Source organism: Methylotenera sp. N17 (assembly GCF_000799155.1).
GTDB lineage: Bacteria > Pseudomonadota > Gammaproteobacteria > Burkholderiales > Methylophilaceae > Methylophilus.
Map to the genome: position 1 here is coordinate 196,597 of NZ_JUGE01000001.1, position 16,181 is coordinate 212,777.

Sequence of the window (16,181 nt, forward strand, 5' to 3'; positions counted from 1 at the left end):
GATGGGCTCGCTAAAAATGTGTAAAGTAAAGCCATCAGCCGCGTCTGCGTTGGCTCGCACGCTGTTAAGTCTTTGTGACTGTGTTAAGGAGTGCTTTCAATGCGCCAATCAGTATCATGTCCAGTACCTGCCAATGAGCCTCAGCGCGTTGCGTCATTGTATGCGTATGATATTTTGGATTCGTTGCCAGAAATGGACTTTGATACGCTAGCCAGTGTTGCAGCCAATGCTTTGAAAATGCCAGCCGCCGTGATTGGGCTGATGGATTCCGAGCGATTATGGTTTAAGTCACAAATCGGTTTGGGTGTCACACATCTTGATCGTAGTATTGCATTTTGTGCGCATGCCATTATGCGACCAGATGAGGTGCTGGTCAGCGAAGATTTAACAAAAGATGCTCGGTTTGTGCATAACCCGCTGGTGACCAACGCCCCCAATTTAAGATTTTATGCGGGCGCGCCACTCATCAATCAACAGGGCTATGCGCTTGGGACCATTGCCGTAGCCGATACAAAACCCAGAACACTGTCCGATGCAGAAAAGCAGTTGTTAAAAGACTTTGCCAAACTTGTGATTCTGGCAATAGAAAGCCGTAAAACTGCCACGCAGCTGCAAAAATTGGCCATGACAGATCAATTGACCGGCTTACCTAATCGTGTGCACTTTGAGCGTGTGCTCAATGCGGAAATCTCACATGCCAAACGTAGCAAGATTGCCTTTAAGTTGTACTTGATGGATTTGGATAATTTTAAATGGATCAATGATACCTTTGGGCACCCCGCAGGAGATGAGGTGTTACAGGAAGTGTCGCAACGCATGCTCAATGAAATTAGGGCAGAAGATTTGCTAGCGCGTTTAGGTGGCGATGAGTTTGGTTTGATTGTGCGTGGCGACTGTAGTCAGTTTAAAGATACCATTACCTCGAGGATGGCCTATGCGGTATCTGCGCCACTGACGTTATCCAATGGCAACGAAGTGAATATAGGTATGTCTATCGGCAGCGTTGCGTTCTCTGATTCTGTTGATTCTATTGGCGAGCTATTGGGCGTGGCGGACGAGTTGCTGTACCAACAAAAGCGAAAGTAATCCGCTGTTAGGATGACAAGCCCAGCGTTCTGAGGTTGGCCAATCGCCCGTGATAGAGCGCAGAGACCAAATCTGACTGTGTAACGATACCCACAAGCCTCTGCTCACTATCGACGACCGGAATATGGTGCAATACTCGGCCTTGCGTCATCAGTGGAATCAGCTCAATGATATGCATATCGGCGCTCGCCGTGACTACGGGTGAGCTCATGATTTGACCGACAACTTCTGGTTTGTCTGCATGGTGGCCAGCGGTGCGCCGAATGAATTGCTTGAGTTTGACTTCAAAATTATCATACACCTCAAGGTTTGCATTTTTCATAAAATCAATTTGCGTGATGATACCAATGACCAAGTTGCTTTTATTGACCACGGGCAGCGCCTTGATTTTATGCTGGCGCATCAGCGCCCAGGCCTCTTCCAGTTCTGTACCAAACTCTACGCTAATTACCTCTGTCGACATGATGTCGCGGCATTTGATTTCACCAAAGCGTCTGCGATACGCATGCATCTCGGTTTGTTGAAACAGTTTTTCCAGATCATCACGGCTGATGTACAACAGCTCGTTATTTTCTTTCAATACTTCATTCAAGTCATCTGAGGTAAATCCAAACCGCAATTCTGGTGGAATGGTTTCGTTGGCCGTTTCTTTTTTTCTATGCCGAGCATGATGTGGGTATTCGTGCCGGGTGGTGGTATGAAAAACGATGGCGGTGATAATCAGAATGACAGAATTCAGTGCTACCGGCGCAGCTACAAACCAATACCCTAACGCATGAATGGCTGGCCCGCCCAACACTGCGGTGAGTGCAACCGCGCCACTTGGGGGGTGCAGGCAACGCATGCATAACATCAGTAAAATGGAGGCGCCCACAGCAATCGAAGCTGCCAACATGGGATTGGGAATCCATATGGCGCAGGTGACGCCGACTAATGCGGCAACCAGATTGCCACCTAATAAAGACCATGGTTGTGCTAATGGGCTGGCTGGTAATGAAAATAGTAGTACCGCGGAAGCCCCCATAGGGGCAATCAAGTAAGGCACACTGGAGAGTTCGCCGGTGATAAGGTATGTAGATACGGCTGTTAGCGCGATACCTGCAAATGCACCGATAGCAGCGCGCAAGCGCTCACGGTTGGAAATGACGATGGCTTCTGGTACAAAGCCAGACAGCCAATCATATAGTCTGATCATGTAAAGCTCGTTGGATTCAATAGACGCTGATTTTACACTGTGCACTTTTTCAGTGCATGTGTTATTTTCTGCGTCAGTTGATCTCCTGATTATTTTTCAACGAATGCGCGCTCAATCACATAGTCTGCCGGGTCGCCAATACGTGGCGATACACGGAAACCGCGTGCATCCAGTAGCGCTTCTGTGTCTTTGAGCATTTGCGGGCTACCGCATATCATGGCTCTGTCATGCTCAGGGCTTAATGGCGGCAGGCCAATATCGTCAAACAGTTTGCCACTGTTGATCAGATCGGTAAGTCGGCCTTGATTACGGAAAGGCTCTCTGGTGACGGTTGGGTAGTAAATGAGCTTTTGTTTGACTTCATCACCAAAAAACTCGTTATTGGGCAGTACGTTTTCAATAAAGTCTGCGTAAGCCAGTTCATTCACATTTCGCACACCGTGAATTAACACCACTTTTTCAAAGCGTTCATATACTTCAATGTCTTGAATCAAACTCATGAAAGGCGCCAAGCCAGTGCCGGTAGAAAGAAAGTAAAGGTGTTTGGCAGGCGTTAAGTCATGAATCACCAACGTACCGGTCGGTTTTTTGCTGACGAGCAACTCGTCACCGACTTTCAGGTGCTGGAGCCTTGAAGTGAGCGGGCCATTGGGCACTTTAATGCTAAAGAACTCTAAATGCTCTTCATAGTTTGGGCTGGCAATACTGTAAGCGCGGGTGAGGGGGATGCCATCCACCTCAAGCCCAATCATCACAAATTGGCCATTTTCAAAACGCAGGCCAAGGTCACGCGTTGTTGTAAAACTAAATAAAGTATCGTTCCAGTGGTGAACACTCAATACGCGTTCAGAAGTGTATTTGCTCATGAATTAAATTCTTATGGTTGTGATTGAATGGAGGCAGTGAGTGATGGCACGACTTCAAATAAGTCACCCACCAAGCCGTAGTCTGCTACTTGGAAAATAGGGGCATCAGGGTCTTGGTTAATCGCCACGACCACTTTGCTGTCTTTCATGCCGTAGGTATGTTGTACGGCACCGGAAACACCTACTGCAATATACAGCTCAGGCGCAACGGTAACACCGGTTTGGCCGACCTGAATATCATTCGGTGCAAAACCTGCATCTACTGCGGCGCGCGTAGCGCCGAGTGCAGCGCCTAATTTAGAGGCCAATGGCGCAAGAATTTGCTCAAAATGTTCTGCGCTACCCAATGAGCGGCCACCAGAAATGACCACTTTAGCGGAGCTGAGTGGTGGGCGTTCTGATTGGCTACGGAATTCAGAAACCCAGCGTGATGCATTGTTGGACGGCAATGCATTAATGCTATGAATTTCAGCCGGTGCTTGCGTACGGGCAGCCTGCGGAAAACGGCTGCTATGTATCGTCAGTATCTGCAATGTATCGCTACTTTGTACGGTGGTGTAAATATTGCCTGCATATACGGCACGTACATACGTTTGGTTCGCTTGAATTTCCAATACGTCAGAGATCATGGCGACATCCAGCAATGCGGCAGCACGCGGCAGAATATTGCGGCTAAAGGCAGAATGCGCAGCAAGGATAACGGAATAATCACGCCCTAATTGTGAAATCAGCTTGGCTGCATCTTCAGCGAGCGTGTGCGCAAATGCTGTGCTATCGCTGTAGATAACGCGGCTTACGCCTTGAATCGTGGCGGCGGCCTGTGCAATAGAGTTTGCATCATGCCCCAGTACCAATAACTCTACAGGCTGGTTCCAAAAAGCGGCCGCGGCCACGGCGTGATATACGCCCTCTGATAAGGAGCGGCCATCATGCTCTGCCAAAATCAATGCTTTGTTAGCGGTAGTGCTCATAGTGATATCCCTTCATGCGCGCGCAATTTTTCTAATAACTCAGTCACGCTATTGACCTTAATCCCCGCTTTTCTTGCAGGCGGTTCGGCAACACTTAATAAGCGTACGCGTGGTGTGATGTCGTCTGACAGCGTATTCGCTGCAAGCGTTTCAATCACTTTCTTTTTCGCCATCATTAAATTGGGCAGTTTGACAAAGCGCGGTGCGTTCAAACGTAAATCTGCAGTGACAACAGCGGGCAATTGCAAAGCCAGTGTTTCCGTGCCGCCATCTACTTCGCGCGTCACAGTCGCTTCATTGCCAGCAATCTCAATGGCAGAAGCAAACGTCCCTTGTGGGTAATCCAAGAGTGCGGCAAGCATTTGACCCACTTGGCCAGCATCATCATCCACAGCTTGTTTGCCCAGTAAAATCAGCTGCGGTTGCTCTTTTTCTACCACGGCTTTGAGTAACTTGGCGACAGCTAATGGCTGTACCTCGCTTTCGTTTTCTACCAATACGGCACGGTCAGCCCCCATCGCCAGTGCGTGTCTGAGCACATCTTGATGTGCAGCATTGCCGATGCATACCGCGACAATCTCGCTGGCGATGCCTTTTTCTTTGAGGCGAATTGCTTCTTCAATGGCATTTTCATCAAATGGATTGATGCTCATTTTTACGCCCTGCGTATCCACATCAGAGCCATCTGCTTTCACGCGTACTTTGACGTTATAATCAACCACACGTTTGACTGCGACCAGTATTTTCATGTCAGAAATCCTTTGTAATTGCTGCGTATTTTACAGTAGCGTATAATATTTACCAAATGGATTGTATTGATAAAATGTATCTATAAAATAGATACAAAGGACGATGAAATTTAGCTTAAGACAATTAGAGATATTTGTGGCGATTAGCCGCACTGCCAGTGTGTCACGCGCTGCAGACGATTTGTCATTGTCTCAATCAGCGACCAGTACGGCATTAAGCGAATTAGAACGCCAATTCGATTTGCAACTATTTGATCGTGGAGGTAAAGCGCTGCGCATCAATGAAACGGGATTGCAGCTATTACCACGCGCTGTGGAGCTGTTAGATCGTGCCAAAGAGATCGAACACTTACTACAAGGCCATGCTGGATTTGGCCATATGCGCATTGGCGCGACACTTACCGTAGGCAATTATTTGGCTACCATATTGGTTGCCAAGTTTTTACAAGATCATCCGGAAAGCCGTATTCAGTTGCAAGTGCACAACACGCAAACCATTGTGCAGCAAATTGCTAACCACGAGTTAGATCTAGGCTTGATTGAGGGCGATTGTAATCATCCGGATATTGCTGTGCAGCCATGGATCGCCGATGAGCTGGTCGTGTTCGGCGCACCCAATCACCCATTGGCCAATCAGAAAAAGGTGAGTGTGGAGCAACTATTACAAGAGCCCTGGATTTTGCGCGAAAAGGGATCTGGGACGCGTGAAACGTTTGATAAAGCTTTTCACAGCATGCATTCCAGACTCAAAATTCGATTAGAGCTTGAACATACAGAAGCGATTAAGCGCGCAGTTGAATCTGGCTTAGGCATTGGCTGTATTTCGCGCTTGGCGCTCAAAGATGCATTTAGACGGGGCAGTTTGGTACCGCTTGCCACGCCAAGTTTGGATCTCAGTCGTAATTTTTATTTTTTGTGGCATAAGCAAAAGTATCAAACAACTGGCATGCGCGAGTTTTTAGCGTTGTGTAATGCGTTTACCGCGGGGGTAACGCGCAGCGATCTAGTGAACTTGCCGGATGTAGCATAACGGTGATAGAAATACGGATATAGAAATAAGGAACAGCGATGGAACGTGATGTGATGAATTATGATGTGCTGATTGTCGGTGCAGGCCCCGCAGGCCTATCGGCAGCGATTAAAATAAAACAGCTGGCACAGCAACAGGGACAAGAGATCAGTGTGTGTGTACTTGAAAAAGCGTCAGAAGTCGGTGCGCATATCATGTCCGGCGCCGTCATCGATCCCATTGCACTGAATGAGTTGATTCCCGATTGGCAAGAGAAAGGTGCACCACTGAAAACTGCGGTGCAGGATGATCAATTCTTGATTTTGGGTAAAACCAAGCACTGGACGATTCCACACTGGCTATTACCACCGCTGATGAAAAACCACGGTAACTATATTGTGAGCCTTGGCGATGTTTGTCGTTGGTTGGGCGAGCAAGCTGAAGCACTTGGCGTGGAAATTTATGCGGGCTTTGCTGCGCAATCTATGTTGTACGATGAGAGCGGCGCAGTGGTGGGGATTATCACTGGCGATATGGGGCGTGATGCACAGGGCGAACCGACTGCACAATTTACACTAGGCATTGAAATCAGAGCTGCGTACACACTGATTGCTGAAGGTGTGCGTGGTTCGCTGACACGTGAGTTAGAAACCAAGTTTGATCTACGTAAAACAGCATCGCCACAGAAATATGGATTGGGCTTTAAAGAAATATGGCGTGTGCACGCGGAACAACATCAGCCAGGGCTGGTGCAGCACAGTTTGGGCTGGCCATTAAACGCAGATGCTGGCGGCGGCTCGTTTATCTACCACTACGGCGAGCAATTGGTGTCGATAGGCTTTGTTGTGCATTTGGATTACACCAATCCACATTTATCTCCTTTTGAAGAATTCCAGCGCTTTAAAACGCATCCGGCCGTCAAGGCACTATTAAAAGAGGGTAAACGTTTAAGCTATGGTGCTAGAGCGATTAGCGAAGGTGGCCTACAGTCATTGCCTCAATTGATCTTTCCGGGTGGCGCACTCATTGGCTGCAGTGCTGGGATGGTGAATGTGCCACGCATCAAAGGCAGTCATAACGCAATGAAGTCCGGCATGCTTGCCGCAGAGGCTGTATTGAATGCTATACAATCGCCCAATACGGCGGGTGAACGTTTATTGCATGCCTATCCGCAAGCGTTGCAAGATTCTTGGGTATGGCAAGATTTGGATGCCGTGCGTAATGTAAAACCTTGGTTATCTAAACTGGGGAGTTGGGGTGGCATGCTGATGGGCGGTATGGAGATGTGGTTGCGCGCACTGCACGTGCGTTTACCGTGGACCTTACAGCATCAACAGGCCGATCATACGTGCACACAGCCAGCCAACACAATGCCCGTCATCTCTTATCCAAAACCAGATGGTGTGTATAGCTTCGATCGATTGACTTCCATTAGTTTAAGCAATATTGCGCATGAGGCGAACCAGCCTTGTCACTTACAGCTACTAGATAACACTGTGCCCATTCGTATTAATTTGGCAACCTATGATGCGCCTGAGCAAAGGTACTGCCCAGCTGGTGTGTATGAAATTGTGCAGCAAGCATCAGCACCGGTATTGCAGATTAACGCGCAGAACTGCATCCATTGTAAAACTTGCGATATTAAAGACCCCACCCAGAATATTGTATGGGTACCGCCGGAAGGTGGCAGCGGCCCGACTTACACAGGCATGTAGTTTTCACTGGTATATAACTTCGTATTCAAGTAAAGCCGCCCCGATTTGGTGTTGAGCTTGTGGCTCAATACCTAGAGTCATGTAGGGGGATGCTTGAATGCGAGAAACAACCCCATATTTTGCATCTCACCTCGCTTTTGAATCCATGGAATATAGAGTAAAGTGGCTTAACAAGATTCACCATGAGAGAGATGTGATGGGGTACTGATCGGCTTATGAAAAATCTTTCATCATTTTCACGCAACATTTTACTGACACTGATCTGGTTTGTTTTTGTGGTCATTGCATTCTCTGTGTATGTGTACGCAGAGAAAAAAGTGGACAGTGTCAACGCGTTGCGCGTGAATTCCTTTAAGTTGGCAGAAGAGTTACGTCAATCATCGGAAGACCTTACCCGTATGGTGCGTGCTTACGTACTCACGGGCAACCCGGATTATAAAAAATACTTTCAAGAAATTGTCGATATTCGCAATGGGGATGCGCCGCGTCCGGTAAATTACCAAGGGATATACTGGGATTTAGTGTTGAAGAACGACCAGCGCCCACGCCCCTATAGTCAAAAAAAAATCCCATTATTACAACTGATGCGAGAGCAGGGTTTTACTGACGCAGAGTTTTCTAAATTGACAGAAGCCAAAGATAATTCTGATTTCTTGGTCAAGTTGGAGTTGGATGCGATGGCTTTGGTGGAAGCCAATCCGAATAACCCCGACAGCAAAGCACAAGCAGTGCAAATGTTATATAACGACGCTTATATGCAAGGCAAAGCCAATGTCATGCGGCCGATTGACGCGTTGAATCAAATGGTAGACAAGCGTACGCAAACTGCAGTTAACCAAGCGATGCAAGCGGCAAAGTATTTCAGGTGGATGTTTATTTTGTTTGGCGTGGTGCAGCTATGGATGCTGTGGCGTACTTACCGCTTGCTTGGTAACACCTTGGGGACTTCTGTTGACGCCTTGCATGAGCATATCGCGCGATTAGGCAGAGGCGATATTCATACGCCGATTCCCGTACCGGAGGATAAGGCAGGAAGCGTCATGGGATGGTTATCTGAAACGCAAGTGAATTTAGCAAAGATAGATGCTGAAGAAAAGGCTGCGAGAATCCATAATGAGCGACTCACGCAGTTGTATGCTGCTTTAAGTCAATGTAATCAGGCTATTGTGCGTTGCAATAACGAGTCCGAATTGTTTCCGCAAATATGCAATGTGGCGGTGACGTTTGGTGGTGTCAAAATGGCTTGGATAGGTTTGGTGGATACACATAGCCAGGATAGCCAAGTCATGCCAATTGCCTGTTATGGAGAAGGCGTTGAGTACTTGGAAGGGCTGCAAGTGTCTATCGATAGGCATCACCCTGCTGGGGGCGGCCCCATTGGTCAGGTGCTAAGAGAAGACCGTGCCTACTGGTGTCAAGACTTTATGCGCGACCCGGCCACTGTGCCTTGGCATCAGCATGCCGAGAAGTTTGGTTGGGGATCGTGTGCTTGTTTGCCACTACATAAGCGTGGCAAGGTGATTGGTGCATTTACGTTGTACTCTGCAGAAATCGATGCGTTTGATGATAGTGCGCGTAAGTTGCTTGAGGAAATGGCATCGGATATTGATTATGCGTTAGACCGCTTTACGGTAGAGGTTGAGCGTGAGTTGTATCGAGAACATTTAGCGCATAGCGAAGAAAGTTTTCGCTTGATGTTGGAAAACTCCCTAGATGCCGTCATTAATATGGGCGTCAATGGCTTAATCAGTGAGTGGAGTGGAGCCGCAGAAAAGATTTTTGGTTATCGTCGCGAAGAGGCTGTAGGCAGGCCATTGGGTGACTTAATTGTGCCACCGCAGTATCGTGAGGCGCATGCCAAAGGTATGCAGCGCTTATTGACCACGGGCGAAAGTAAAATCATCGGGCAACTTATCGAAATCATCGCCATACGGCGAGATGGCACAGAGTTTCCGGTAGAGATGTCGATTGCACAAGTGAACCGTGGCAATGAAGTGTTTTTTAGCTCATTTATACGAGACATTACTGAGCGTAAAAAATCTGAAGCACGTATCCAATATCTCGCTAATCATGACGCCTTGACCGGATTGCCAAATCGGAACCAGTTACATGAGCGTGTGAAATACTCTATTAGTTTGACCCATCGCACGCATGAAAAAATTGCGATCATGTTCTTAGATATTGATCACTTTAAAGATGTCAACGATACCTTAGGGCATAGCATTGGCGATTTGTTATTGCTTGAACTTGCTAAACGCTTGAAATCAATTTTACGTGAAGAAGATACCGTCTCACGTTTGGGCGGCGATGAGTTCATCTTTATGCTGCCTAATTCGGACGAATATGCGGCGGCACAGGTAGCCCAAAAGCTATTGCAGGTGATAGATCGGCCGATGCTGATTGAAAATCACCAACTATCAGTCACGGCTTCTATAGGCATAGCGCTGTATCCCAATGATGGTATGGATCTAGAAACCTTGCTGCGAAATGCTGATGTGGCGATGTATAAAGCCAAGCAAGAAAACCGCAACGGCTATCGTTTCTATACGGCCAAAATGCAAAGCCAATCGGCACGTAATCTTTTATTGGCCAGTGCGTTGCGGCAGGCGGTAGAGTTGAACCAGTTGGAAGTGCATTACCAGCCGCAGATGTCACTCAAGGGCCAGTGTGTTATTGGCGCCGAAGCATTGCTACGTTGGCATCACCCTGAGTTTGGATTGGTCATGCCTTCTGAATTCATCCCAGTGGCTGAGGCCAGCGGCGTTATCTTGCCGATAGGTGAATGGGTGCTCAGGCAAGCGGTGCGTCAAGCCAAGCACTGGTTACAAGATGGTTTTTCACCGCTGGTGATGGCGGTAAACTTATCGGTTGTGCAGTTCCGTGATCCGAATTTGCCAGATTTGGTGACGCGCATTTTGGAAGAAGAAGGCTTACCGCCGGAATATCTAGAATTGGAGCTGACCGAAGGCGTAGCATTGGCTGATCCACAAGGCGCTATTGCATTGATGGATGCGCTACACGCGCGAGGCGTACGTATGTCGATTGATGATTTTGGCACCGGCTACTCTTCATTGAGCCATCTTAAAAAATTCAAGGTCTATAAGCTTAAAATTGACCAATCGTTTGTACGTGACATCAGTACAGACGAAGAAGATAAGGCGATTGTCACGGCCATTATTAATATGGCACGCAGCCTCGGTTTAAAAACAATCGCAGAAGGGGTGGAGACTGCTGGTCAGTTAGCTTTCTTGCAAACGCAGAACTGTGATGAAGTGCAAGGCTACTACTTTAGCCGGCCATTGACGGTGGAAGCATTTGAAGCGTTTTTACGTAAGCAGCCATCATCGTTGAGCTAGGGCAATGCACTAAGGTATTGGACCAAGGTGTTGAACCAAGTAAGGCAATGAACTAAGGCAATTGACGTATTGTCAACTGCATGTGGATGGCTTTCAATGCATCATTGTAAGAACAGTTTATTTCAGATAGCATACGGTCCGGTTTGCAACCACTTGCGAAATAAGCAAGTACTTGATTGCAAGCGATAACTGGAATTCTGCGTAAATAACCCCTTGTTAAAGCCTATATGAAGCACAACTTCAATTCAGTGACACTCCAAATCAGACTGTTAATATTAACAGCGCTGATTAGCGTACTTGGATTGGCGGTGTTCTCGCATTATTCAGAAAAAACCTCCTACAGTGATGATACCGCGCGAGTGCGCGTGGCTGAAATACAAGAGATTTCCGGCGATGGTGAGTTGCCGCAGTATGATGACTATACGCCCGCTGCCATACTCAGCAGTGTCTTAATTCTTAGCATCAAAACGTTCATCACGCTGGTGCTGTTTCGCAGCAAGCGTATTGCACGTTATTCTTTTTTACACCATATCCGTCCTCGTTCTCCCCCGCTTTAATTTCGCTTCTACGCGTTTTGCCTAGGTCTCTAGAGTGCATCACATCACCAAGGTGCGCTCCCTCATTTGATTGCCTTATTCAATACCAGCTGTGTTGCTAGCCGCAATACAAGGTGTTATCCGGACATCTGTGATATTCAAAAAGATATTCAGATGTGACGGGCTAACGGTAATCGATGTGCGCCCAAGCAACGCGTTAGATTGATATTTCAGCGAAATACCATCTGCTGCACCTTGGCTAATGATTGTCGTGTTGTAAGCACCATGTAAGGTATGTGCGCTCAAAATATCAATCGTGTTATCACTTCTTTTATATTTTTACAGGCATTACGCACACTTATGATCAATAAATTAGTTACAGTTTTAGGCTTAACGACGATCGTGTTGTTAAACGGTTGCCACAAGACAGAGGCACCTAAAGAAGAGGCCCCCAAGCTTCAGGTCAGTTCACCACTACGCAAAGATACAGTCATTACCAAAGAGTACGTGTGCCAAATACATGCGTACAGACACATCGAATTAAGGGCGTTAGAAAAAGGCTATCTACAAAGTATTTTTGTAGATGAAGGGCAAACGGTGACGCAAGGCCAGCCCATGTTCAAGATCATGCCTAATATCTATCAATCTGATTTGCTGAAGGCCAAGGCTGAAGCCGATGTGGTTTCCATCGAATATCAAAATACCAAAGCACTGGCCGAAAAGAATATTGTTTCCGCCAATGAGCTAGCACTGGCAAAAGCCAAGCAGGATAAAGCGTATGCCGAAGTGAAGTTGGCTGAGACGCATTTGGGCTTTACCAATATCAATGCGCCATTCGGTGGCATTATGGATCACCTCAACGCCAGAAACGGCAGCTTGGTGGATGAAGGTGATTTGCTCACCACATTGTCTGACATCAGCAAAATGTGGGTGTATTTTAATGTGCCAGAGGCCGAGTATTTGGACTACAAAGCTAATAAGGGCGATCAGTCTTCCACAAAAGTACAGTTGAGAATGGCCAATGGCGAGGTGTTTGACCAAGCTGGCGTGGTGGAAACCATCGAAGCGGATTTTGACAACAAAACTGGCAATATCGAATTCAGAGCCACCTTCCCCAACCCTAATAAGGTACTCAGACACGGGCAAACCGGCAATATCTTAATGGCTAAGCCGTATAAAAATGCCTTGATGATTCCGCAAAAAGCTACGTTTGAAATTCTCGACAAAACCTATGTGTATGTGGTGAATAAAGACAACAAGCTAGAGCAACGGTTGATCACAATTGCTGCCGAACAGCCGCACGTGTTTATTGTGAAATCTGGCCTCAAAGACAAAGACAGAATTTTGTTAGAAGGTTTACGCCGTGTACATAGCGGTGAAGAGATCGAGGTCAATTATCAAGCGCCGGAGAAAGCCATGGCGTCACTCAACCTTTACGCAGAATAGTCGCGCAGAAAGTACACAGAGAGTACCTACATTATGCTGAATATTTTTATCAAAAGGCCGGTGTTGGCGATTGTGTTATCGCTGCTCATCGTCTTTTTAGGATTTTTATCCATCCGTACGCTGGCAACTTCACAGTTCCCAGATATTGCGCCGCCACGCGTGATTGTGTCACTGGCTTACCCCGGGGCAAGTGCCGATGTATTGGTGCAGTCTTCGCTCATTACCATTGAGCGTGCCATTAACGGTGTGCCGGGTATGAAATACATTGTGTCTGACGCCACCAGTGCCGGTGAAGCGACCATCCAGGTGATCTTTGCCTTGGGTACAGACCCCAATCAGGCCATGATTAACGTGAAAACACGTATCGACCAAGTGATGAGCCGCCTGCCAGAATTGGTGCAGTTAGAGGGTGTAGTGGTTGAGCGTGTGCAGCCAAGTATGCTGATGTACATCAACTTGTTTAGTAAAGATAAGAACGCGGACGAAAAGTTTTTATACAACTATGCCAACGTCAACGTGATTCCAGAGATACAACGTGTGAACGGGATTGCCAGTGCCAAGATTTTGGGTAGCCGCCAATATGCGATGCGTATTTGGTTAAACCCAGACCGCATGCGCGCTTACAAAATATCTATTGAAGATGTGATGAAAGCGATTAGCGAACAAAGCATTATTGGCCGCCCAGGTCGTTTAGGACAAAGTTCCGGTATTTCTGCGCAATCTAAAGAATATGTATTGGTATACAAAGGCCGCTACAACAAGCCGGAAGAGTACGAAAACATTATTATCCGTGCCAATTCAGAAGGGGAAATCCTAAAACTGAAGGATTTGGCCAAAGTGGAGTTGGGCAGTGAGTTCTTTGATATTTACTCCAATAAAGATGGCCTCCCGTCATCTGCCATTATCTTGAAGCAGAACTACGGTAGTAATGCGAGTGAGGTGATTGAGCAAGTGAAAGCCAAAATGAAAGAGCTGAAAACTTCTTTCCCAGAAGGCATGGAATACGAAATTGATTACGACGTTTCTAAGTTCTTGGATGCTTCGATTGACAAAGTATTACACACCTTAGTAGAGGCATTTATTTTGGTGGCCTTGGTTGTATTTATCTTTTTGGGCGATTGGCGCTCGACGTTGATCCCGATTTTGGCGGTACCGGTTTCGTTGATTGGCGCATTCTTTTGTATGCAAATGTTTGGTATCACCATTAACCTGATTACCTTGTTTGCGCTGGTGCTGGCGATTGGTATTGTGGTGGATAACGCCATTGTGGTGGTTGAAGCCGTACATGCTAAGTTTGAAGAAGATGCGCATATCACACCGTATCGTGCCACGCAGAAAGTGTTGGGCGAAATCGGTGGTGCGATTGTGGCCATTACCTTGGTGATGACCGCGGTATTTATTCCAGTCGCCTTTATGTCAGGGCCAGTGGGTGTGTTCTATCGCCAGTTCTCAATCACCATGGCGTCTTCTATTGTGATTTCCGGCGTGGTTGCGTTGTCACTGACGCCGGTGTTGTGCGCAATGTTGCTGAAAAATAATCACGGAAAACCGAAAAGCAGAACGCCGATTAGCTTTTTCTTAGACAGGTTTAACCGCATGTTCGACAAAATGACCGGTGGATACACGCGTTTCTTAAGCAGTATTGTGACCTTGCGTTCAGTCACCTTTATTGCGCTGGCAGCGTTTGTGTTTGGTACTTTTGTAGTGAACAAAACCTTACCTGCAGGCTTTATTCCAGGTGAAGACCAAGGCCAGATCTATGCCATTATCCAAACGCCGCCGGGTAGTACCTTGGAAGCAACAAATCAAGTAGCACGTGCCTTGCAAAAAGAAGCAGAAAAGGTTGAAGGTGTTGCCTCAGTTTCTTCACTGGCGGGCTATGAAATTCTGACCGAAGGGCGCGGTTCAAACGCAGGTACTTGTTTGATTAACTTGAAAGACTGGTCTAAACGCAAGAAATCCGTGCATCAGATTATTGAAGAGTTGGAAGAAAAAACCAAAAACTTTGGTGCGGTGATTGAGTATTTTGAACCGCCAGCGGTACCTGGTTATGGTGCAGCTTCTGGTTTGGCCTTGCGTTTGCTAGATAAAACCAATGGCACCGATTACCATGAGTTTGACAAAATCAACCAAGAGTTTATGGCGAACTTGGGCAAACGCAAGGAGTTGACTGGTTTATTCACATTCTATGCTGCCAATTACCCGCAGTATGAGCTAGAAATTGACAACAAATCGGCCATGCAAAAAGGCGTGTCTATCGGTAAAGCCATGGACAACCTGAATATCTTGATTGGTAGTACTTACGAGCAAGGCTTTATTCGCTTTAATAACTTTTTTAAAGTGTATACGCAAGCCAGTCCGGAATTCCGCCGTTATCCAAGCGACATTCTGAATTATTACGTGAAAAATGAAGAGGGTGAAATGGTGCCTTATTCTGCCTTCATGAAGCTCAAAAAAATCCAAGGCCCTAACGAGATTACACGTTATAACTTGTACAACTCAGCCACGATTCGTGCAGTTCCTGCCAAAGGCTACACCACGGATGATGCGATTAAAGCAGTGAAAGAAGTGGCCAAAACTACCTTGCCGCATGGTTACGATGTGGGTTGGGAAGGGTTGTCATTTGACGAGGCACAACGTGGGAACGAAGCGGTAGTGATTTTTGGCATCGTATTGATTTTCGTGTACATGGTATTGGCTGCGCAGTATGAAAGCTTCTTATTGCCATTAGCCGTGATTCTATCGCTCCCTGCTGGTGTGTTTGGTTCGTTCTTATTGCTTAAAACGCTTGGGCTTGCCAATGATATTTATGCACAGGTCGGGCTGGTCATGCTGGTCGGCTTGCTGGGTAAAAACGCGGTGTTGATTGTGGAGTTTGCCGTGCAGAAACATGAACAAGGCATGTCGGTAAAAGATGCGGCGATTGAAGGCGCTAAAGCGCGGTTCAGACCAATTTTGATGACATCGTTCGCCTTTATTGCCGGCCTCATTCCATTGGTGGTTGCCACTGGTGCTGGTGCTGTCGGCAATAGAACAATTGGTACGTCTGCGTTGGGCGGCATGCTGTTCGGTACCGTATTTGGTGTGATTTTGATTCCAGGTCTGTACTACGTATTTGCCAAAATGATTGAAGGTAAATCATTGATCAGACACGAAGAGTTTGAGCCATTAACCGAGCTATATCACTATAGTAGTAAAGAAGAAGATGACGATGAAGACAAATAACCACTATGTAAAATTAATCGCTTTGGG

The 16,181-nt window shown here is 46.9% G+C and carries 12 protein-coding genes; 7 read left to right on the plus strand and 5 right to left on the minus strand.

All coding sequences use genetic code 11. From position 1 onward, the window contains the following. Window positions 1-99: 99 nt before the first annotated feature. Window positions 100-1,086, plus strand: a complete 987-nt coding sequence (locus tag FG11_RS01065; protein ID WP_047532623.1) for a sensor domain-containing diguanylate cyclase — start codon at window positions 100-102, stop codon at window positions 1,084-1,086. A gap of 7 nt (window positions 1,087-1,093) precedes the next feature. Here FG11_RS01065 and FG11_RS01070 read toward each other — a convergent pair whose 3' ends face one another. The 4 genes from FG11_RS01070 to FG11_RS01085 form a co-directional block, all read right to left on the minus strand. Beyond that, the gene (locus FG11_RS01070; RefSeq protein ID WP_088177884.1) at window positions 1,094-2,281 is read right to left on the minus strand and encodes an HPP family protein; all 1,188 of its coding nucleotides are present in this window, start codon (window positions 2,279-2,281) and stop codon (window positions 1,094-1,096) included. 89 nt (window positions 2,282-2,370) lie between these two features. After that, on the minus strand, window positions 2,371-3,147 hold the full coding sequence (locus tag FG11_RS01075; protein ID WP_047532626.1) for a ferredoxin--NADP reductase: 777 nt from the start codon (window positions 3,145-3,147) through the stop codon (window positions 2,371-2,373). A gap of 11 nt (window positions 3,148-3,158) precedes the next feature. Further along, window positions 3,159-4,118, minus strand: a complete 960-nt coding sequence (locus tag FG11_RS01080; RefSeq protein WP_047532627.1) for an electron transfer flavoprotein subunit alpha/FixB family protein — start codon at window positions 4,116-4,118, stop codon at window positions 3,159-3,161. Continuing rightward, window positions 4,115-4,867 (minus strand): electron transfer flavoprotein subunit beta/FixA family protein, encoded by a 753-nt coding sequence (locus FG11_RS01085; protein WP_047532628.1) that lies wholly within the window; start codon window positions 4,865-4,867, stop codon window positions 4,115-4,117. Before FG11_RS01085 ends, FG11_RS01080 begins: the two co-directional genes overlap by 4 nt. Window positions 4,868-4,970: 103 nt before the next feature. Between FG11_RS01085 and FG11_RS01090 the strand changes: the two genes are divergently transcribed. The 4 genes from FG11_RS01090 (at window position 4,971) to FG11_RS01105 (ending at window position 11,504) form a co-directional block, all read left to right on the plus strand. After that, window positions 4,971-5,897: a LysR family transcriptional regulator gene (locus FG11_RS01090; RefSeq protein WP_047532629.1), complete on the plus strand. Its 927-nt coding sequence runs from the start codon at window positions 4,971-4,973 to the stop codon at window positions 5,895-5,897. 38 nt (window positions 5,898-5,935) lie between these two features. Beyond that, on the plus strand, window positions 5,936-7,591 hold the full coding sequence (locus tag FG11_RS01095) for an electron transfer flavoprotein-ubiquinone oxidoreductase (protein WP_047532631.1): 1,656 nt from the start codon (window positions 5,936-5,938) through the stop codon (window positions 7,589-7,591). Between the two features lie 215 nt (window positions 7,592-7,806). Beyond that, window positions 7,807-10,947: an EAL domain-containing protein gene (locus FG11_RS01100; RefSeq protein WP_025223742.1), complete on the plus strand. Its 3,141-nt coding sequence runs from the start codon at window positions 7,807-7,809 to the stop codon at window positions 10,945-10,947. 227 nt (window positions 10,948-11,174) lie between these two features. Continuing rightward, on the plus strand, window positions 11,175-11,504 hold the full coding sequence (locus tag FG11_RS01105) for a hypothetical protein (RefSeq protein WP_047532633.1): 330 nt from the start codon (window positions 11,175-11,177) through the stop codon (window positions 11,502-11,504). Window positions 11,505-11,579: 75 nt separating this feature from the next. On the opposite strand, the gene FG11_RS01110 is transcribed toward FG11_RS01105, so the two are convergent. Then, a complete protein-coding gene (locus FG11_RS01110) occupies window positions 11,580-11,789 on the minus strand; it encodes a hypothetical protein (RefSeq protein WP_025223744.1) in 210 nt (69 codons plus the stop codon). Between the two features lie 54 nt (window positions 11,790-11,843). Between FG11_RS01110 and FG11_RS01115 the strand changes: the two genes are divergently transcribed. Together FG11_RS01115 and FG11_RS01120 are read left to right on the plus strand one after the other, a co-directional pair. Continuing rightward, a complete protein-coding gene (locus FG11_RS01115) occupies window positions 11,844-12,929 on the plus strand; it encodes an efflux RND transporter periplasmic adaptor subunit (protein ID WP_020183793.1) in 1,086 nt (361 codons plus the stop codon). 33 nt (window positions 12,930-12,962) lie between these two features. Next, the gene (locus FG11_RS01120) at window positions 12,963-16,154 is read left to right on the plus strand and encodes an efflux RND transporter permease subunit (RefSeq protein ID WP_020183794.1); all 3,192 of its coding nucleotides are present in this window, start codon (window positions 12,963-12,965) and stop codon (window positions 16,152-16,154) included. The last annotated feature ends 27 nt before the right edge of the window (window positions 16,155-16,181 follow it).

Excerpts from the sequence above, each read along its gene's own strand:
- FG11_RS01070 (WP_088177884.1), bottom strand. The coding sequence starts at position 2,281 with ATGATCAGACTATATGATTGGCTGTCTGGCTTTGTACCAGAAGCCATC.
- FG11_RS01105 (WP_047532633.1), top strand. The coding sequence starts at position 11,175 with ATGAAGCACAACTTCAATTCAGTGACACTCCAAATCAGACTGTTAATA.
- FG11_RS01090 (WP_047532629.1), top strand. The coding sequence starts at position 4,971 with ATGAAATTTAGCTTAAGACAATTAGAGATATTTGTGGCGATTAGCCGC.
- FG11_RS01080 (WP_047532627.1), bottom strand. The coding sequence starts at position 4,118 with ATGAGCACTACCGCTAACAAAGCATTGATTTTGGCAGAGCATGATGGC.
- FG11_RS01115 (WP_020183793.1), top strand. The coding sequence starts at position 11,844 with ATGATCAATAAATTAGTTACAGTTTTAGGCTTAACGACGATCGTGTTG.
- FG11_RS01100 (WP_025223742.1), top strand. The coding sequence starts at position 7,807 with ATGAAAAATCTTTCATCATTTTCACGCAACATTTTACTGACACTGATC.
- FG11_RS01065 (WP_047532623.1), top strand. The coding sequence starts at position 100 with ATGCGCCAATCAGTATCATGTCCAGTACCTGCCAATGAGCCTCAGCGC.
- FG11_RS01085 (WP_047532628.1), bottom strand. The coding sequence starts at position 4,867 with ATGAAAATACTGGTCGCAGTCAAACGTGTGGTTGATTATAACGTCAAA.
- FG11_RS01075 (WP_047532626.1), bottom strand. The coding sequence starts at position 3,147 with ATGAGCAAATACACTTCTGAACGCGTATTGAGTGTTCACCACTGGAAC.
- FG11_RS01120 (WP_020183794.1), top strand. The coding sequence starts at position 12,963 with ATGCTGAATATTTTTATCAAAAGGCCGGTGTTGGCGATTGTGTTATCG.
- FG11_RS01095 (WP_047532631.1), top strand. The coding sequence starts at position 5,936 with ATGGAACGTGATGTGATGAATTATGATGTGCTGATTGTCGGTGCAGGC.